This window comes from Acidobacteriota bacterium (assembly GCA_039028635.1).
In the GTDB taxonomy this organism is placed as follows: domain Bacteria; phylum Acidobacteriota; class Thermoanaerobaculia; order Multivoradales; family JBCCEF01; genus JBCCEF01.
This window is the reverse complement of the sequence record JBCCHV010000091.1, coordinates 1-17,688: the sequence shown is the minus strand read 5'-3', so window position 1 is coordinate 17,688 and position 17,688 is coordinate 1. Positions and strand designations below refer to the sequence as shown.

The 17,688-nt window shown below is 67.5% G+C and carries 16 protein-coding genes; 9 read left to right on the top strand and 7 right to left on the bottom strand.

The genetic code is table 11. The features are described 5' to 3' along the window. The 3 genes from AAF604_23880 to ruvX form a co-directional block, all read right to left on the bottom strand. A partial coding sequence (locus AAF604_23880) for a protein kinase (protein MEM7052725.1) occupies window positions 1–1,278 on the bottom strand: 1,278 nt, incomplete at its 3' end. 89 nt (window positions 1,279–1,367) lie between these two features. Further along, complete coding sequence (gene mltG, locus AAF604_23875) at window positions 1,368–2,432, bottom strand: endolytic transglycosylase MltG (GenBank protein ID MEM7052724.1); 1,065 nt, start codon at window positions 2,430–2,432, stop codon at window positions 1,368–1,370. Continuing rightward, window positions 2,429–2,860, bottom strand: coding sequence for a Holliday junction resolvase RuvX (gene ruvX / locus AAF604_23870; GenBank protein MEM7052723.1), 432 nt, complete (start codon window positions 2,858–2,860; stop codon window positions 2,429–2,431). The genes mltG and ruvX overlap by 4 nt, the downstream gene beginning before the upstream one ends. Before the next feature lie 131 nt (window positions 2,861–2,991). Here ruvX and AAF604_23865 point away from each other — a divergent pair, with 131 nt between their 5' ends. The 9 genes from AAF604_23865 (at window position 2,992) to AAF604_23825 (ending at window position 13,415) form a co-directional block, all read left to right on the top strand. Then, window positions 2,992–4,170, top strand: a complete 1,179-nt coding sequence (locus AAF604_23865) for an acetyl-CoA C-acyltransferase (protein MEM7052722.1) — start codon at window positions 2,992–2,994, stop codon at window positions 4,168–4,170. 16 nt (window positions 4,171–4,186) lie between these two features. Then, on the top strand, window positions 4,187–6,430 hold the full coding sequence (locus AAF604_23860; protein MEM7052721.1) for a putative LPS assembly protein LptD: 2,244 nt from the start codon (window positions 4,187–4,189) through the stop codon (window positions 6,428–6,430). A gap of 156 nt (window positions 6,431–6,586) precedes the next feature. After that, on the top strand, window positions 6,587–7,654 hold the full coding sequence (locus AAF604_23855) for a glucose-1-phosphate thymidylyltransferase (protein ID MEM7052720.1): 1,068 nt from the start codon (window positions 6,587–6,589) through the stop codon (window positions 7,652–7,654). Beyond that, window positions 7,654–8,505 carry a dTDP-4-dehydrorhamnose reductase gene (gene rfbD, locus AAF604_23850; GenBank protein ID MEM7052719.1) on the top strand — a complete coding sequence of 284 codons (852 nt, stop codon included), beginning with the start codon at window positions 7,654–7,656 and terminating at the stop codon, window positions 8,503–8,505. The genes AAF604_23855 and rfbD overlap by 1 nt, the downstream gene beginning before the upstream one ends. A 2-nt stretch (window positions 8,506–8,507) precedes the next feature. After that, on the top strand, window positions 8,508–9,494 hold the full coding sequence (locus AAF604_23845; protein ID MEM7052718.1) for a GDP-mannose 4,6-dehydratase: 987 nt from the start codon (window positions 8,508–8,510) through the stop codon (window positions 9,492–9,494). Window positions 9,495–9,566: 72 nt separating this feature from the next. Beyond that, complete coding sequence (locus AAF604_23840; protein ID MEM7052717.1) at window positions 9,567–10,466, top strand: GDP-mannose 4,6-dehydratase; 900 nt, start codon at window positions 9,567–9,569, stop codon at window positions 10,464–10,466. Further along, window positions 10,463–11,800, top strand: a complete 1,338-nt coding sequence (locus tag AAF604_23835; protein ID MEM7052716.1) for a DUF92 domain-containing protein — start codon at window positions 10,463–10,465, stop codon at window positions 11,798–11,800. The genes AAF604_23840 and AAF604_23835 overlap by 4 nt, the downstream gene beginning before the upstream one ends. A 26-nt stretch (window positions 11,801–11,826) precedes the next feature. Beyond that, window positions 11,827–12,813, top strand: a complete 987-nt coding sequence (locus AAF604_23830) for a UbiA family prenyltransferase (protein MEM7052715.1) — start codon at window positions 11,827–11,829, stop codon at window positions 12,811–12,813. Between the two features lie 35 nt (window positions 12,814–12,848). Further along, on the top strand, window positions 12,849–13,415 hold the full coding sequence (locus tag AAF604_23825) for a DUF1232 domain-containing protein (protein MEM7052714.1): 567 nt from the start codon (window positions 12,849–12,851) through the stop codon (window positions 13,413–13,415). A 42-nt stretch (window positions 13,416–13,457) separates the two neighbouring features. Here AAF604_23825 and AAF604_23820 read toward each other — a convergent pair whose 3' ends face one another. The 4 genes from AAF604_23820 to cyoE all read right to left on the bottom strand — a co-directional run bounded on the left by AAF604_23820 (window position 13,458) and on the right by cyoE (window position 17,556). Further along, window positions 13,458–14,099 carry a helix-turn-helix domain-containing protein gene (locus AAF604_23820; protein MEM7052713.1) on the bottom strand — a complete coding sequence of 214 codons (642 nt, stop codon included), beginning with the start codon at window positions 14,097–14,099 and terminating at the stop codon, window positions 13,458–13,460. A gap of 319 nt (window positions 14,100–14,418) precedes the next feature. Continuing rightward, complete coding sequence (locus AAF604_23815; protein MEM7052712.1) at window positions 14,419–15,888, bottom strand: S8 family serine peptidase; 1,470 nt, start codon at window positions 15,886–15,888, stop codon at window positions 14,419–14,421. Between the two features lie 130 nt (window positions 15,889–16,018). Further along, window positions 16,019–16,642: an SCO family protein gene (locus AAF604_23810; GenBank protein ID MEM7052711.1), complete on the bottom strand. Its 624-nt coding sequence runs from the start codon at window positions 16,640–16,642 to the stop codon at window positions 16,019–16,021. A gap of 5 nt (window positions 16,643–16,647) precedes the next feature. Then, complete coding sequence (gene cyoE, locus AAF604_23805; GenBank protein ID MEM7052710.1) at window positions 16,648–17,556, bottom strand: heme o synthase; 909 nt, start codon at window positions 17,554–17,556, stop codon at window positions 16,648–16,650. Window positions 17,557–17,688: the final 132 nt, after the last annotated feature.

Genomic DNA, 17,688 nt, shown 5'->3' with positions numbered 1-17,688 from the left:
TTCGAGAGCGGGGTCCGGGAGTTGGGCGGCGACCGCCGTCTCCGGCGCCACGTCGGCGATCGTCTCGCCGCCTGGAGAGCGGTTCCAGTAGAGCCAACCGGCAGCCGCCAGGGCGATCAGGGCAGCGGCTGCGGCGAGGCCGATCCACAGCCCCTTCTTGCCGCCGCCGGATTCCTCTTCCGCCGGCTCGGCGTCGAGGTCGACGTCCGGCAGGGCCGTGGCCGCAGGCGCCGAAGGCGGAGGGCTGGCAGTCGCCGCGGCGGCGCTGGCGGTGGCGGCGGCGACGACGTCGGGAGTGATCTTTTGGGTGGCGCCGACGAGGGCCGCGCTCGGAATCTCGAGGGTCTTCTCGGCTTCGATCTCCTCCGTCTCGCGCTCGATCTCGTCGCGGAAGAGGTTGTGCATGAAGAACGCCAGGTTGAAGGTGGTGGCGTTGAACTGGCCATCGACGATCAGCCGCGACAGCTCCTTGTGCCAGGTCACGGCATCGGCGATGCGCTGGCTGCGAGGGGCGAGGCTGCGGGCGATGAGGCTGGCGATCTGAGGCGGAATCGCGCTGCCTTCGGAGGCCACCTGGGCGCGTTCGACGATCGGGCCGTAGCCCTCGGCCGTCGGCGGCGGCAGCGGCTGGCAGGTGAGCAGCTCGAAGAGGATGACGCCGAGGGAGAACACGTCGTCGGATTTCTCGGCGCTGCCGGCGCTGAGCGCTTCCGGTGCCAGATAGCGGGTGACGCTGGTACTGAAGGCGCCGCCGCCGGCGAGGCGGGTCAGGCCCGGGGCGACCTCGAAGCCGAGCAGGCGGGTCTCGCCTTCACTCGACACCATGATCAGGTGCGGAACCACGAAGCCGTGCAGGATGCGGTCGTTGCCGAAGCGCGTTTCGTAGGCCATCGTCAGGGCGAGGGCGATGCGCTCGGCGATCAGCAGGGCGTGGTCCGTCGGCATCGGTTGCTGTGTGGTGCTGGCGGCGACCAGCAGATCGCTCAGGTTCTTGCCCGAGACGTAGTCGTAGGCGACATAGGGAATGCTGCGCACCTCGCCCATGCCGACGCCGTTGCCGATGTTGGGGCTCTTCAGCCCATCCTGGATGACGGTGCGTTCTTGCACCTCTTGCCAGAGGTGTCCGCCGTTGATGTTGCGTCCGTTGAAGACCCTCAGGAGTACGACCTGCTCGACTCCTTCGCCACCGACGCGACCGGCGCGAAAGGCCTCGCCGAGGGAATCCTCACTCAGCTTCTTCAGCAGGAGATAGGGCCCAAACTCTTCGAGAGTACTCATCCTTTCCTCCAACAGGGGCACCGAGACGGGTACCAGTCCAAGAGATCACAAGAGAATGGAGGGGAGCTCCCCTCAAGCCATTAGTTATATCAAGGCGGCGTGTCCGGGGCGGCGGCCGCCGCCCGACGCTCCTCCGCCCAGCGCTTGCGCCAGTAGCGTTTTTGCCACTCGTTGACGTTGCGATTGTGCTCCGCCAGGGTGCGCGCGAAGACGTGAGATCCATCGTTCCGACTGACGAAGTAGAGGAAGGGGACGTCGGCCGGTGCGGCGGCCGCCGCCAGGCTGGCGGCGCCCGGCGAGCAGATCGGGCCGGGCGGCAGGCCGGGATAACGATAGGTGTTGTAGGGCGAGTCGAGCTGTAGGTCGGGGCGCCGGATATTGCCGTCCCAACGCCCCAGCCGCTTGAGGGCGTAGATCACCGTCGGGTCGGCGTAAAGGGCGATGCCGCGGTCGAGGCGATTGCGATAGACCCCGGCGATGACCGGTCGTTCATCGGCCAACTGGGCTTCCTTCTCGACGATGCTGGCGAGGGTGACGAGCTCGCGGACGGAGACGTCGGCTGGCCGTTCGATGGCTTCGAGGCGCTGGCGAAAGGTCTCGACCAGGGTGGCGACGATGGTCTTCTCATCGACGCCGCGGGGGAAGCGATAGGTGTCCGGAAAGAGGTATCCCTCGAGGTCCTCGGCGGCCGGGTCGAGATCGAGAATCGGGCTCGGGTCGCGCATCGCCGCGACGAAGGCTTCGGCGTCGCCGAAGCCGGCGGCGGCGAGGGCCTCGGCGGTCTCTTCGACAGTCTTGCCCTCGATCACCGTGACCGGGTGGGTGACGATGTCGCCGCGGATCAGGCGAGCCAGCACCTGGCGGGTCGACAGCGCCTCGCGGAAGCGGTACTCGCCGGCCTGGAGGGGCGGATCATCGAGGACGTGAACCAGGTAGAGGCGCGCCACCGTCGGATCCTCGACGATGCCGGCGGCGTGGAGGTCGGCGAGGATCGAGCGCACGCCGCTACCGGGGGCCACGATCAGCGTTCTTTCGGCTTCCGAGTAGCCGCGGAAGGGGCGGTCGGTGCGCTGGTAGAGATGCCAGCCGGCGAAGGCCAGGCCGACCGCCAGCAGCAGCCCCAGCAGCAGCGTGATGCGGAAGAGGCGTTTCATGGCGGCGAGGGCTGATCCCTGGCGCGCCGATCGAGGGCGTCTTGCAGCAGGAGCTGGGCGGCGACCGCATCGATGCGCTCGGGGTGCTTGCGGAGGTCGACGCCGGCGGCCCGCAGGCGCTCCGCCGCGGCGACGCTGGTGAGCGCTTCGTCGATGGTCTCAAGGGGCAGGCCGGTGGCGTTGGCGAGGCGTCGTCCGAAGGCCACGGCACGCTCGGCGGCCTCGCCGCGCCGGCCGTCGAGGCCGCGCGGCTCGCCGATCACCAGGGCTTCGACGGCTTCCTCCGCGACCAGGTGCACCAGGGCACCGATGGCGGCGCGGTCACGGCGTCGCTCGAGGGTCTTCAAGGGGACCGCGAGGCGGCCCTCCGGGTCCGAGATTGCGATCCCGATGCGGCGCTCTCCGAAGTCGATTCCAAGGGTTCTCATGGCAGTCCGGCCTCCGGCCGGGGGCGCCATTGTACCCCCCGGCGGGCGGTGCCCCCTGTGCTACCATCGCGAGGTCTTACCGGGGGACTCCCGGCGGTCCGTAAGCAATCATCAGAGAGCAGGGGAATGGGATGGACGACGTCGTAATTCTGGGCGCAGCGCGCACGCCCATCGGGTCTTTTCAGGGACAGCTCAGCAGCTTCCCAGCGCATGCCCTCGGGGCCCGGGCCATCGCCGCCGCCTGCGAGCGGGCGGATGTTTCGCCCGCCGACCTGCAGCAGGTCAACATGGGTTGCGTCCTGACCGCCGGCCAGGGGCAGGCACCGGCCCGGCAGGCTGCCCTCGGTGCCGGCTGTCCGGAGGGCACCGGTGCTCTCACCCTCAACAAGGTTTGCGGCTCCGCCATGCGCGCCATCATGGTGGCGGCCAACGATCTGCGTTGCGGAGACTTCGAGCTGGTGGCCGCCGGCGGCATGGAGGCCATGAGCCAGGCGCCCTACCTGGTGCCGGCGGCGCGCGACGGGCTGCGCCTCGGCCACGGCAAGCTGACCGATTCGATGATCCTCGATGGCTTGTGGGACCCCTACAACGACAAGCACATGGGCAACTGTGCGGAGACCTGCGCGGCGGAGTACGAGTTTTCCCGCGAGGCCCAGGACGACTTTGCCCGCGAGAGCTACCGCCGAGCCCGCGAGGCCACCGAAAGCGGTGCCTTCGCGCGCGAGATCGTGCCGGTGGAGGTGCCGCGGCGCAAGCAGGATCCGCTGCTGGTGGATCGCGACGAGGAGCCCTTCCGGGTGGACCTCGATCGCATGGGCTCCCTGCGACCCGCCTTTCAGCGCGACGGTGGCACGGTGACCGCAGCCAACGCCAGCACCATCAACGATGGTGCTGCGGCGATGATTCTGACCACCGCCAGCAAGGCAGCGGATCTCGGCCGCCGCCCCTTGGCGCGTATCGTCGCCCACTCCAGCCATGCCCAGCAGCCGGAGTGGTTCACCACCTCGCCGATCGCCGCCGTGCGGTCGGTCCTCGACCGCGCCGGCCTGGGGGTCGACGACATCGATCTTTGGGAGATCAACGAGGCCTTCGCCGTCGTCGCCCTGGCCTTCCAGAAAGATCTCGGTCTCGACCCGAAGCGGGTCAACGTCTACGGTGGCGCGGTGGCCCTCGGCCACCCCATCGGTTGTTCCGGGGCCCGCATTCTGGTGACTTTGCTCAACGCCATGGAAGCGCAGGGCGCGCGCCGAGGCTGCGCCGCCATCTGCATCGGCGGTGGCGAGGCGACCGCCATCGTGGTGGAGCGCTGAGGCGCTTGCGGCAGCGATGCGAGGTCTGCGAACTCTAGTTTGGCTGTGGTGTGCCGGCGGCCTGTTGCTCGGCGCCGGCGGGCCGCTGACGGCTCAGACCGTCTCTCCCGAGGACGAGGCTGCCGCCGCTCCCCCGGCGGAGGTCGCCGGCGAGGTCCCCGCCGAGCCGCAGAAGCCGGCCGATGTCGCCGAGTTCAAGCTGCCCTTCCCGGAGGAGCGCGGCGGCGGCACGGTGAGCGGCTGGGCGCGCGATCTCGAGTTCGAGCGCGACGACTTCGTGGTCCTCGCCGGTTCCGTCCGACTCGAGTATCAAGACATCGTGCTGCAGGCGGACCGGGTGGCGGTGGATCTCTCCACCCAGCTCGCCACCGCCGAGGGCAACGTCATCCTCGACCAGGGGCCGCGCCGCGTCGCCGGTGAGTCCGCCGAGTTCAATCTCGAGGACAAGACCGGCGTCTTCCGCGAGGCCACCGCCCACGTCGCGTCCGACTATTTCTTCTCCGGCTCCGAGGTCGCCAAGGTCGGAGACGACGTCTACACCGTCGTCGACGGCATCTTCTCCTCCTGCGAAGGTGAAGTGCCGGACTGGAGCTTCCGGCTCGGCAAGGCGCGCATCGAAGTCGAGGGCTATGCCCGCGTGCGGCACGCTTCCTTCCGCCTCAAGAAGGCGCCGGTGCTCTACTCGCCCTACATTCTGTGGCCGACCAAGCGCGACCGCAGCTCCGGCCTGCTGGTGCCCAACTTGGGGTACTCCGATCGGCGCGGTGCCTACCTCGGCCTGGCCTACTACCAGACCCTCGGCCGGAGCTACGACACGACCTTTTTCGTCGACGGCTACAGCGAGGGCTTCCTCGGCCTCGGCAACGAGTTTCGCTACCGCCCGACGGAGGGCACCGAGGGCACCTTCCGCGGCTACATCATTCGCGACGACGATCTCGACGACTGGCGCTGGAAGCTCGAGCTCAATCACGAGCAGAACGACCTGCCCTTCGGCATGCGCGGCGTGGTGACCTTTCGCGACACCTCGGACTTCGACTTCTTCCGCGACTTCGAACGTGATTTCGACCGCGCCTCGCGTCGCTTCGAGGAGTCTCGAGCGTTCGTTTCCGGCAGCTGGGGGCCGCACCTGGTGAACTTCCAGATCACCGATCGCGAGACCTTCAACAACGGCACCACCTCGACCGATCGCCGACTGCCGGAGCTCGAGTATCGGCTGCGCGCGACGCAGCTCGGCCGGACGCCCTTTTCGGTCAGGCTCAACAGCTCCGTGTCCTACCTCTCCGTCGATCGCTCGCAGACGTATGTTTCCGATTACGGGCGCTTCGATATTCAGCCGGAGCTGACCTTCTCGGCCAGCCCGGTTTCCTGGCTGTCGATGTCCGTCAGCGGCGGTCAGCGCTTCACCTGGTATGGCGACAGCCTCGATTCCACGCGCCAGGGTTTCACCGGTGAGAGCCTGACCCGGAGCTTTCCGGTGGCCGGAGCCGAGATCGTCGGTCCGTCCTTTTCACGGGTTTTCGATCGCCGCGGCGGCCGCATCGCCAAGCTGCGCCACATCATCGAGCCGCGGGTCACCTACACCTTCGTCGGCGACTTCGACGAGCAGGCGGCGGTGCCGGGATTCGACAATCGCATCGACGGCTTCTCGTCCGGCAACTTCGCCCGCGTCGCCCTGGTCAACCGCATCAAGGCCAAGCCGCGGGACGAGTCCAAGGGCGGTTCCTGGAATCTGCTCACCTTCGAGCTCGGCCGGCGCTACAGCTTCGACGACGATCGGCCCTTCGAGAGCAACCCCGCCGGCATGACCTCCCAGGGGAGCCCCCTCGACGCCCTGGTGCGCTTCAAGCCGAGCGACGACACCAGTTTGCGGGCGACGGCGATCTACAGCCCGCTGTTCAGTCAGCTGCTGAGCACCTCTCTGACCTCCGATTGGCGCGGCAAACGGGCTGGCGTCGACCTGCGGTGGAACCGTTCCTACGTCGCCGAAACCGGTGAGACCCGCACCGATCAGCTCCGCTTCGGGACCAACTTCGACGTCATTCCGAAGCGCCTCAAGTTCCGCCTCTCGGCGGACTACGACATCGAGCGCGACGAGCTGCAGGAAAGCCGTTTGTTCATGGACTACCATGCCGACTGCTACAGCCTGCGACTGGAGCTGCGGGACTACCGGGCCGGCAACCGCGACGAGACCGACTACCGCTTTGCCTTCACGCTCAAGAACGTCGGCACCTTCCTCGATCTGACGGGTCGGTACCAGTAGTAAATATTCAAGAAGTTCTAATATCGCCATGTTTCAAACCATCGGCGCCAGTGGGGCGTATCTCTCTCGATCAACCCCATTCCATCCCACTTCGCGAGGCAGTCTCGCGAAGCCCTCGCAGGCGCGAGGGCGGGCGACGAAAGAAAGAGAGAATCCATGAAAGGCCTGATCCTTTCCGGCGGCAAGGGTACCCGCCTGCGCCCTCTGACCTACACCTCCGCCAAGCAGCTCGTGCCGGTGGCCAACAAGCCGGTGCTGTTCTACGGCATCGAGTCGATCGTGGCGGCCGGAATCACCGATATCGGCATCGTCGTGGGGGACACCGGCGACGAGATTCGCGCCGCCGTCGGCGATGGCTCGCGTTTCGGGGCCCAGGTCACTTACATCCCGCAGGAGGCGCCCCTCGGCCTGGCCCATGCGGTCTTGGTGGCGGAGGAGTTCCTCGGCGACGACCCCTTCGTGATGTACCTCGGTGACAACCTGATCGCCGGCGGCATCACCAGCCTGGTGGACGAGTTTCGCTCCCTCGACTGCGCTGCCCAGATCCTGCTGGCGGAGGTTCCCAATCCGCAGCAGTTCGGCGTCGCCGAGCTCGCCGAGGGCGGCAAGATCCGCCGCCTGGTGGAGAAGCCGGCGGAGCCGAAGAGCAATCTCGCTCTGGTCGGCGTCTACATGTTCGGTCCCGAGATCATGGCCTCGGCCAAGGCCATCGAGCCGTCCGGCCGCGGCGAGCTCGAGATCACCGACGCGATCCAGAACCTGATCGATCGCGGCCTCGACGTTCATCCCCACAAGGTGCGCGGTTGGTGGAAGGACACCGGCAAGCTCGAGGACATGCTGGAGGCCAACCGCATCGTCCTCGAGAACGTCCAGAACCGGCGCGGAGGCTCCGTCGGTGGTGGCAGCTCGATCGAGGGCCGGGTGGACCTCGGGGAGGGCGTCGAGATCGTCGATTCCACCATCCGGGGACCGGTGGTGATCGGCCCTGGCGCTCGCTTGAACAACACCTTCGTCGGGCCCTACACCTCGATCGGCGAGGACTGCGTCCTCTCGGACTGCGAGATCGAGAACTCGATCGTCCTCGCCGGCAGCGAGATCCACCAGGTCGGAGTGCGCATCGACGGCTCCTTGATCGGGCGCAACGCCCGCATCTTCAAGAGCGACCTCAAGCCAAAGGCCTATCGCTTCATGGTGGGTGACAACTCCGAAGTCGGGGTGCCGTGATGCGGGCGCTGGTCTTCGGAGGCGAAGGCATGCTCGGCCAGGCGGTGGCGGCCGAAGGCCAGCGACGCGGCGCGACGGTCGAAGCCCTGGGCCGACAGCGGGCCGACATCACCGATGGCGCCGCCGTCGGGCGGTGGGTCGACGAGCAGCGCCCGGAGGTGATCTTCAACTGCGCCGCCTTCACCAAGGTCGACGATTGCGAAGCGCAGTCGGCGCTCGCCGACCAGGTCAACGGCCATGCCGTCGGCCACCTGGTCCCCGCCGCTCGCCGGGTGGGTGCCCACCTGGTGCAGGTCTCGACGGACTACGTCTTCGACGGCCAGGCGACCTCGCCCTACGGCGAAGACCATCCGACGGCGCCGGCTTCCGCCTACGGCCGCTCGAAGCTGCTCGGCGAGCAGCAGGCCCTCGCCTACGAGCATGGCCTGGCGGTGCGGGTGAGCTGGTTGTTCGGTCCCGGCGGACCCAACTTCGCCGCCACCATGGTGCGGTTGATGGACTCCGGGCACCAGCAGCTGCGGGTGGTCGATGACCAGAAGGGCTGTCCGACATATACTCCGTTCCTTGCCGAGGCCCTGTGGCGGCTGGCCGAGCTGCGCACCACGGGGATCCTGCACTACTGCAATCGGGACGCGGTCACCTGGTATGGCTTCACCCGGGAGATCGCGCGGCACTGGAACGACACCGTCGAGGTGCTTCCGGTCACCACCGATGAGTTTCCACGACCGGCACCCCGACCGGCCTATTCGGTTCTCGACGTCGCGCGTTACGAGAGCCTGGTCGGGGAGCGGGTTCCCACCTGGGAGTCCGGATTGGTCGAGTACCTGGCGGGATTGCGCCAGAGGAGATGAGGATGAGAGCGCTGATCACGGGAATCACGGGTTTCGCCGGTTCCCACCTCGCCGACTACCTGCTGGCGGAGCAGCCGCAGGTGGAGGTCTTTGGCACCTATCGCTGGCGCAGCCGGCGGGAGAACATCGAGCATCTGGGCGACCGGGTGCGGCTGATCGAGTCGGACCTCAAGGACTACTCGTCGGTCCACCGCCTGCTCTCCGAGGTGCGGCCGGACTACATCTTTCATCTCGCGGCGCAGAGCTTCGTGCCGTCGAGCTGGACGGCGCCGGCGGAAACCCTGTCGACCAACATCGAGGGGCAGACCAATCTCTTCGAGGCGATCCGCGAGCTCGAGCTCGATCCGGTCGTCCAAATCGCCTGTTCGAGCGAGGAGTACGGTCTGGTCTATCCCGACGAGACGCCGATCAAGGAGACCAACCCGCTGCGGCCGCTGTCGCCCTACGCGGTCTCCAAAGTGACCCAGGACTACCTCGCCTACCAGTACTTCCAGAGCTACGGCATCAAGGCGATTCGCACCCGTGGTTTCAACCACACCGGACCGCGCCGCGGCGAGGTCTTCGTGATGTCGAACTTCGCGCGCCAGATCGCCGCCATCGAGCACGGTCTGCAGGATCCGGTGATCCGAGTCGGCAACCTCGACGCGATTCGCGACTTCACCGACGTGCGCGACATGGTTCGTGCCTACTGGCTGGCGGTGACCAAAGCCGAGCCCGGTGAGGTCTACAACATCGCCACCGGCAACGGCATCCACATCCACGAGATGCTCGATCGCCTGATCGCCTTGTCGACGGTCGAGGTGCGCATCGAGACCGATCCGGAGCGGCTGCGCCCTTCGGACGTCGAGATCCTGATCGGCGATGCCTCGAAGTTCAAGGCCGACACCGGCTGGGAGCCGCGGGTGCCCTTCGAGCAGACGCTCCGGGACATCCTCGACTACTGGCGCGAGAAGCTGGCGCCGCGGTCCAAGACGGTCGCCACGTCGTGAGGCGGTGGCCGTCTCCGAGCGGTGCCGCCGGTCGGCGGTTGCCGCCGGCATGAGGCGGTCGAGGAAGAAATCATGCATCTCTTGGTGACGGGAATTTCCGGATTCGTGGGCTCGCGCCTGGCCCAGGTGGCCTTGGCCCGTGGGCATCGGATCAGTGGCTTGTGCTTGGGAGAGCGTCCGGCGCCGGCGGGCGCCGAGGTGCGGGCCGTCGACATCCTCGATCGCGCCGCCCTCAAGAGGCTGGTGGAGGAGCTCGATCCCGACGTCATCATTCACCTCGCTGCCCTCAGCCACGTCGGGCAGTCCTGGGAGCGAATGGCGGACTACTTTTCGGTCAACGTCTTGGGTACCGAGAACCTGCTCGACGCCGCCGGCGATCGCCGGGTGGTTTTCGCCTCGAGTGCCGAGGTTTACGGCTATGTGCCGCCGGAAGAGCAGCCCATCGGGGAAGGTCGCGGCCTGGCGCCGCGCAGTCCCTATGCCCTCACCAAGGCGGCGGCGGAGCGCATGGCCCTCGGTCGCGGTGCGATCGCGGTACGTTCCTTCAACCTGATCGGTGCCGGTCAGTCGCCGGAGTTCGCGCTGCCTTCCTTCGCTCTGCAGCTCGCCGCCATCGAGCGCGGCGATCAGGAGCCGGTGCTGGCGGTCGGCAATCTGGCCGCGCGCCGCGATTTTCTGGCCGTGGCCGACGGCGTCGCGGCGCTCCTGCTATTGGCCGAGCGGGGAGCCCCCGGCGAGGTCTACAACGTCGCTTCCGGGCGGGCCCGGTCGATCGAGGAGACCCTGCTGCAGCTGCGCGAGATCTCGGGCCTCGAGGTTCGCCTGGAGATCGACCCGGCGCGCATGCGGCCGGTGGACATACCACTCTTGCAGGCCGACTGCTCCAAGCTGCGAGCCCTCGGCTGGAGTCCCGAGATGACCTTCGACGACGCTCTGCGCGAGATCTGGCTGGCGGCGCGGGAGGCGGCATGAGCCTGACGGCCGGAGAGATCGCGCGCAAGACGGTTCACATGGCGGTGGGTGGCTTCGCCTTCTTGCTGCGCTTCCTCGGCCCGCTGTGGGGCGCCGTTCTGGCGCTGACCGCCTTCCTCTTCAACTGGAAAGTGCTGCCGCGCCTCGGCGGCCGCCACCTGCTGCGCGAAGGCGAGAAGGCCCGCGGCCAGTCCATCGGCGTGCTGCTCTATCCGATCTGCGTGCTGCTACTGATCTTGCTCTTCCATCGGCGCCTCGAGGTCGCGGCCGCCACCTGGGCCATCCTGGCCTTCGGCGACGGCATGGCCTCGATCGTCGGTATGGCGCTGGGCCGTGCCAAGCTGCCCTGGAATGCGGCCAAGAGTTGGGCCGGGACGTTCGCCTTCTGGCTCTTCGGCACTGCCGGAGCGACGGTGTTGTTGCAGTGGACCGCACCGGGTCGCTACGAGCTGTCCTTCGCCCTCGCCGTGGCCGCCGTCACGGCCCTGGTGGCGGCCCTGCTCGAGTCTCTGCCGCAGGGCCTCGACGACAATCTCGGCGTGCCGCTGGTGTCCGGTCTGCTGCTCTTCTGCCTGGTCCTCGGCGTCGAGCAATGGCCGCTCCTACCGACGCCGGAAATGGTGCAGTGGTTCCTCTGGGGGGCGGTGATCAACGCCGTGCTGGCGGTGCTCGCCTACGGGGCGCGCTCGGTCAATCTCTCCGGGGCCCTCGCCGGCTGGCTGATCGGCACCACCCTCTACGGCTTCCTCGGTTGGCGCGGCTTCCTGCTGCTGCTCGCCTTCTTCGTCATCGGCACCGCCTGCACAAAGCTCGGCTACCAGCGCAAGGCGAAGAAGAAGCTGGCCCAGGAAGGCGGCGGCCGGCGCGGCGCCCGCCACGCCCTGGCGAACACGTCGGTGGCGGTGGCCTGTGCCGTCTTTGCCGTCGCCACGCCCTACCCGTTGCTCTTCACCCTCGCCTTCGCCGGCGCCTTTGCGACCGCCGCCGCCGATACCGCCGGCAGCGAGATCGGCCAGTTGCTCGGCAAGCGGACCTTCTTGATCACCAATCTGCGTCCGGTGCCGGCGGGGACGGAAGGCGCCGTGTCCGTCGAGGGCACCGTCGCCAGCATCCTGGCGTCGGCGGTGATCGCTGCCCTCGGTGCCGGCCTCGGCCTGTTCCCCTGGTGGGGCGTCGCGGTGGTGGTGGTGGCCGCCTTCATCGGAACCACCCTCGAAAGCCTGGTGGGGGCCACCCTCGAAAAGCGTGGCCTGCTGGACAACGAGGCGGTGAACTTCCTCAACACCCTGGTGGGAGCGCTCGCCGCCGCCGGCCTCGCCGCCCTGATCGCCTGAGGGCGACAAGCCTTTTCGGAGTCGTCGTGAGCAAGCTCGGTCTGTACGTCAAACTTTCGCGCCCCTTCACCCTGCTGCCGCCGCTGCTGGGCATCGTCTCCGGAGCGGTGTGCGCTTTCGGATCGGCGCACAATCCCGATGCCGAGTACCGCCTGACGGCGGCGGTGATTCTGACCGTGGTTCTGGGCTCGCTCTGCGCCAGCTTCCTCAACGCCGCCTCGAACGCCATCAACCAGATCTTCGACCTCGAGATCGATCGCCTCAACAAACCCAACCGGCCGCTGGTGACCGGCGCCCTCAGCCTGCGTCAGGCCTGGGGCTTCACCTGGCTGTTCTATCTCCTGGCGCTGGTTCCGACCTGGTTCGTCGTGCCCTTTCCCTTCGAGACCTGGGCTTCGAAATGGTCGGCGCCGTTGGCTCAGCACGAGACCTTCTTCATCTACCTGGCGGGGATGATCTTCACCTTCGTCTATTCCGACCCCCGCTGGGGGCGCACCAAGACCCGCGGCATCTTGGCCAATTTCACCATCGCCATTCCGCGCGGCATCCTCCTCAAGGTCGCCGGCTGGGCGATGGTGGCGAGCGTGCTCCACTGGGAGCCCTGGTACATCGGAACCATCTTCGGCCTGTTCCTGATCGGCGCCGCCGGCACCAAGGACTTCGCCGACATCGAGGGCGATCGCGCCGGCGACTGTAAGACCCTGCCGATCGTCTACGGCGTGCGCAAGGCGGCCTGGATCATCAGCCCCTTCTTCGTTCTGCCGTGGGTCTTGATCCCTCTCGGGACGGTGCTGCCCGACCCGCAGAGCGAAGGCCTGGCGATCCTCACCGGCAACGCCGCGGTCCTCACCGGCCTCGGCATCTTGCTGACCCTGTGGGGTATCTACACGTCCTACCTGCTGCTGCGCGATCCCGATTCGCTGACCACGACCGAGAATCATCCCTCCTGGAAGCACATGTACCTGATGATGATGGCGGCGCAGATCGGGTTTGCCCTCGCCTACGTCGTCTGAAGACGGTCGAATCCGGCGATAGAATCACCGGCGCGATGACCGGCTACGAAGAAGATCCCCTCTCCGACCTCGACGACGACCGCCTCGAAAGCAACGCCGAAGACGCCCTCGATCAGTCCGAGGCGATGCCCAGCCGAGGGCTGCTGAGCTTCTACGACCGGCTGCGGCAGCGCATCGTGCGTACCGTCGAGCGGCGCGGCGGCCGCCTCGGCAAGAGCACCGTCAACGCGCTGCTGCTGGTTCCCGACGTCTTCATGCTGCTGGCTCGGCTGGCCCTCGATCCCGAGGTCCCGAGCTCGGCCCGGGCCCTGGTCGGCGGTGCCCTGGCCTACTTCGTCCTGCCCTTCGACCTCATGCCCGAGGGCTTGATGGGAGGCGCCGGCTACCTCGACGATCTGGTCCTCGCCATGGCGGTGCTGGCGCAGACCTTCGACGGCGAGCTGGCGCCTTACGCGCGCAAGCACTGGAGCGGCTCGCGGGAGCTGCGCGAGGTCATCGCCGACATCACCGGCGCCGCCCACGGCCTGCTCGGAGAAAACCTCTACAGTCGCCTGCAGAAGCTGCTCTCGCGCCGAGGCATCGAGCTGGAATCGGCCGACTAGCCCGGTCGGGTTGGTTTCGCGCCGCCGAAAGGCGGCCAGGACTTACGACTTCGGCGACAGGGCGTCGCGCATCAGGGTGGCGAACAGCACCATCAGGCCGTCGAGCTCGATGCCCTTGCGCTGGCGTAGCTGCTCGCCTTTGAGGGCGGCGACCTGGATCAGGCCATGAACCTGCCCCCAGACGTGGACCGCGGCGGTGAGGGGATCGATGTCGTCGCGGATCGAGCCGTCGCGAATGCCGACGTTGATGACTTCGGCAACGGCCTCGAGGAGCTCGTCCTGCTCGTGGGCGCAGGCGGCTTCGAAGGGATTGCTCTCGGCCATCGGCACCGGGCGCGACTCGTACTGCGCCATGGCGTTGAAGTAGGACGGCGACTCGAGAGCGAACTCGACATAGGAGATGCCGAGGGACTCGAGCTTGTCCATTCCGAGCAACTCGCGGGAGGCGGCGTTCTCGAAGCGTCGGTTGAGGACTCGCAATGCCCGGTGGGTGATGGCCAGCACCAGCTCGCGCTTGTCGGTGAAGAATTCGGCGAGCTGGGAGGGGCTGACCTCGGCCTCTTCGGCCACCGTTTCGAGCGTCGCCGAGGCGCCGCCGGTGCGCAGGAAGACCCGCTCCGCCGCGTCGATCAGACGGTTCTTGAGCTGCTCCCTTTGATGAGCCGCCGCCGGTGAGTCGGTCATTGAGAATAGGGTAAACCAGAGAGGCCGCGCGGTCCAGAGAACCGGATGTCTGTTTCAGGGGGGCTAAAAGGCGCCCCCCTCGCCCGCACGCACATGTCGTGCGGGCTCACCCCCGTCCTCGGCGGCCTTGCCGCCGCCTCGCCCTTTGGGCTCGGGCGCCGCCTGCTTGTTAGCAGACGGCTGCTCCTGGTGAATCGGTTCAGGTGCCTCCTCGCCTACGTGGTCCGCCCGCCCGTCCATGTCGTTCGGGTTCTCCTCTGGTCGGGCGCCCCGTCCTCGGCGGCCATGCTGTCGCTTCGCCCATTGGGCTCGGGCGCCGCTATTCGGTCAGCGCCCGGTAGGCGTTGACGCGACCCCAGCCGCTGAAGGGATCGAAGCCCGGGTCGATGACGTCGTCGGCGGTGCGGAAGACCTGCAGCTTGACCAGCCAGCCCGGTAGCCAGCCGTTCCACGGCGCCTCGACCATGGCGGCGACGCTACCGACATGGGCGGCCGCCGGGCGCACCCCGAAGGAGAAGATCCACACCGGTGTGGTTTCCGGATTGCACAGCTCCGAGAAGTCGAAGGGGCGCGGCGAGACGAACTTGGTGAAGCCGCTGCAGGCACCGATGCTGAAGATGTAGAGGTCGGGGTCGGTCTGGCAGGTGACCGGGTCGCGCTCGCCCCCCGGGGCGGCGATGTCGACCAGCGAGTAGCCATAGCTGCTCTCGGCGGACCACTGGTCGCTCAGGCCGGTGGCGGCGACGACGGTGGTGCCGGTCTGGGCCGGGATCAGCAGCTCGTCGCCATCGGCGTCGGCATCGAAGCCGCACATGTCGCGCTCGGCCCAGGCGCCGGTGAGGACGATCGAGCCGCGCAGGCGGGCGTAGAACATGGCCCGTCGCAGCGCCAGGATGTCGAGGCGATCGTCCCGGTCGCTCCAGCGCAGGCGGCGCTCGAACTGGTCCGGGATGACGATGATGTCCGAGCCGATCGAGGCGGCATAGCGCACCGCCGTCACCAGGTCGCCGATGCGGCCGCGCTCCTCGAAGTTGAGCCACTTGACGCCGATCAGGGTGGCGTGGGGCACCGGGCACGAGTAGATCAAGGCGTTGCAGGTCATCAGGCTGGCGGTATAGGTGCCGTGCAGGCCGAGGTCGGCGATGGGATGAGCGCCGGGGTAGAGGTCCTGCACCATGGCGGCATCCTCGGGAACGAAGTTACGGCTGCGCTCGAGATCGACCCGTCCTTGGAGCTCGACGTGGGTGTAGTCGATCCCGGAAGCCACCACGGCGATGTCGACATCGGGGTCGCCGAGGTTGCCGAGCTCGTTCCAGACGCGATCCATCTGCATGGTCTGCAGGTCCCATTGCTGGGGCCAGAAGAAGGTCTGCGTGAGCTGCTCGGCGGTGACCGTCGAAGGGGTGATGCCGTTGTCGCCGGCGAAGTGGTGGGCGGTGGCGATCTCGGCGAAGGAGACGTTGTCGCCCTTGGCGTAGGGCGCGTCCGCCGGGATCGGGTCCCCGGTCCAGGCGGTGGCGCGCAGGGTATCGCGCTTGATGCCGCGAATCTTGCGGTCGAGGCCCACCTTGGAGAGCTGGTCCGGATCTTCGATATCGATCAAGGCGAGACCGATGTCGGAGAGATCGCGCACCATCTTGACGTCGTGCTGGCGCATCATGGCGGCGGCTTCGCCGGTCTTCAGGGACTCTTCTTCGAAGACCACCAGGTAGCGTTCGGCGAAGGCGGGCGAGGCGAGAAGAGCGATGGCGAGCGAGGTGCCGAGCACTTCGTGCCGGAAGCGGGTCATGGGGACCTCCAATCCGTCTAGCTGTAAGTATTCACATGTAGATCTTCAACTTTAATTATAAGTTGTATATCGGGCCGGAGCAAGGGCCGGCCCTCGCTGGGCGCCAGCGATCGGGCGGTGGCGCCCGCGGTTACCGGGAGAGCGACCGGGCGGCGCTCTCGAGGCGGGCCAGCTCTTCCTGCGAGGAGGAATTGTAGTAGCCCCGCACGCGTCCTTCGGAGTCGACCAGCACGAAGCGGTTGCTGTGCACGATGGCCTCCCCGGGGGGGAGGTCGGGGTTGCGGTCGACGGCCAGCTTGAAGCCCTCGCGCACCAGCGTCGCGATGTCCTGGGACGGGCCCGTCAGGAAGTGCCAGCGTGGTGAGGCGGAGAGTTTCTCGGCATAGCTGGCGAGGACCTTCGGGCGGTCGTGCTCGGGGTCGATGCTGATCGAGAGGAGAGTGATCGTCGGGGGCAAGGCGCTATCTAGCCGGGCCATGCGGCGGCTCATGGCGGGGCAGGCCAAGGTGCAGCGGGTGAAGATGAAATCGACGATCCAGGGGTTCCCGGAAAGCTCTTCGGAGCCGAAGGGGGCGGACCGCTGATCGGTCAGCAGAAAGCTCGGGGCGGCACCGAAGTCGGGTAGCTCTTGCTGCCCGGGGCGCCGCGACCAGGCGGCGAGGATGAGGGTGACGATGGCGGCGAGCAGCAATCCCCAGAGTAATCCGCGGCCGATGGCGGCGCCGAGGGGACGGGGAGCTCGCTGGGTGGTCACGGTGCTCAGATGAAGTAGCGGTCAGCGAACATGATCGCCAGGAGGGCCGGCAGGTAAATCACCGAGGCGAGCAGCAGTCGCCGAGCTCGGTGCCGCGAGCGCTCCTGCTGGAAGCTGAAGGAGCAGGCCAGGTAAATCACGCTGAGGAGCATCGCGCCGACGAAGTAGGTGGTGCCGGTGAGGCCGAGCACGGTGGGCAGGAGGCTGGTTGGAACCAAGGCGGCGCCATAGAGCACCGCTTGGCGGGCGGTGCGCTCGCCATCCGGATCGATCACCGGCAGCATCGGGAAGCCGCCGCGCCGGTAGTCGTCCCGGTACATCCAGGCGATGGCGAGAAAGTGCGGCATTTGCCACAGGAAGAGGATGGCGAATAGACCCCAGGCGCCGGCGTCGAGGCTGTTGCGGGCGGCGGTCCAACCCATCATCGGTGGCACCGCTCCGGGAACCGCCCCGACGATGGTCGAAAGGGAGGTCCAGCGCTTCATCGGCGTGTAGACGAAGATGTACCCGGCAAGGGTCGCGGCGCCCAGAACGGCGGTCAGCAGATTGACCATCCAGGCGAGCTGCAGCAAGCCGGTGACGGACAGCAGAATGCCGAGGGTGAGGGCGAGATCGACGCCGATGCGTCCACCCGGAATGGGGCGGTCGGCGGTGCGTTCCATGCGCTCGTCGATTTTGGCTTCGAGCACCTGGTTGAGGACGCCGGCGCCGCTGGCGACCAGCGCAGTTCCGACGAGGGTCGCCAGGAAGAGTCGCAGGTCGATCGCCCAGGGGCTGGCGAGGAGAAAACCGGCAGCGGTGGTGATCACCACCATCAGGGCGATGCGTGCCTTGATCAGCTCGGCCAGGTCGCTGCTCAGGGCGCTTCTGCGCGGGGCCCTCGGAGTGGCTTGGGAAGCGGGGGAGGGTTTCATGTCGTCGCGCCTTGAGGGCAGTCTAGCAGGCTGCTGAAAAAGTCCGCTTCGCGACATTTCCAACGCTGCTAGCTGTTTGTCTCAGGGGGGCGAGAGGCGCCCCCCTCGGCCGCACGCACATGTCGTGCGGCC

Excerpts from the sequence above, each read along its gene's own strand:
- mltG (MEM7052724.1), bottom strand. The coding sequence starts at position 2,432 with ATGAAACGCCTCTTCCGCATCACGCTGCTGCTGGGGCTGCTGCTGGCG.
- ruvX (MEM7052723.1), bottom strand. The coding sequence starts at position 2,860 with ATGAGAACCCTTGGAATCGACTTCGGAGAGCGCCGCATCGGGATCGCA.
- AAF604_23865 (MEM7052722.1), top strand. The coding sequence starts at position 2,992 with ATGGACGACGTCGTAATTCTGGGCGCAGCGCGCACGCCCATCGGGTCT.
- AAF604_23860 (MEM7052721.1), top strand. The coding sequence starts at position 4,187 with ATGCGAGGTCTGCGAACTCTAGTTTGGCTGTGGTGTGCCGGCGGCCTG.
- AAF604_23855 (MEM7052720.1), top strand. The coding sequence starts at position 6,587 with ATGAAAGGCCTGATCCTTTCCGGCGGCAAGGGTACCCGCCTGCGCCCT.
- rfbD (MEM7052719.1), top strand. The coding sequence starts at position 7,654 with ATGCGGGCGCTGGTCTTCGGAGGCGAAGGCATGCTCGGCCAGGCGGTG.
- AAF604_23845 (MEM7052718.1), top strand. The coding sequence starts at position 8,508 with ATGAGAGCGCTGATCACGGGAATCACGGGTTTCGCCGGTTCCCACCTC.
- AAF604_23840 (MEM7052717.1), top strand. The coding sequence starts at position 9,567 with ATGCATCTCTTGGTGACGGGAATTTCCGGATTCGTGGGCTCGCGCCTG.
- AAF604_23835 (MEM7052716.1), top strand. The coding sequence starts at position 10,463 with ATGAGCCTGACGGCCGGAGAGATCGCGCGCAAGACGGTTCACATGGCG.
- AAF604_23825 (MEM7052714.1), top strand. The coding sequence starts at position 12,849 with ATGACCGGCTACGAAGAAGATCCCCTCTCCGACCTCGACGACGACCGC.
- AAF604_23820 (MEM7052713.1), bottom strand. The coding sequence starts at position 14,099 with ATGACCGACTCACCGGCGGCGGCTCATCAAAGGGAGCAGCTCAAGAAC.
- AAF604_23815 (MEM7052712.1), bottom strand. The coding sequence starts at position 15,888 with ATGACCCGCTTCCGGCACGAAGTGCTCGGCACCTCGCTCGCCATCGCT.
- cyoE (MEM7052710.1), bottom strand. The coding sequence starts at position 17,556 with ATGAAACCCTCCCCCGCTTCCCAAGCCACTCCGAGGGCCCCGCGCAGA.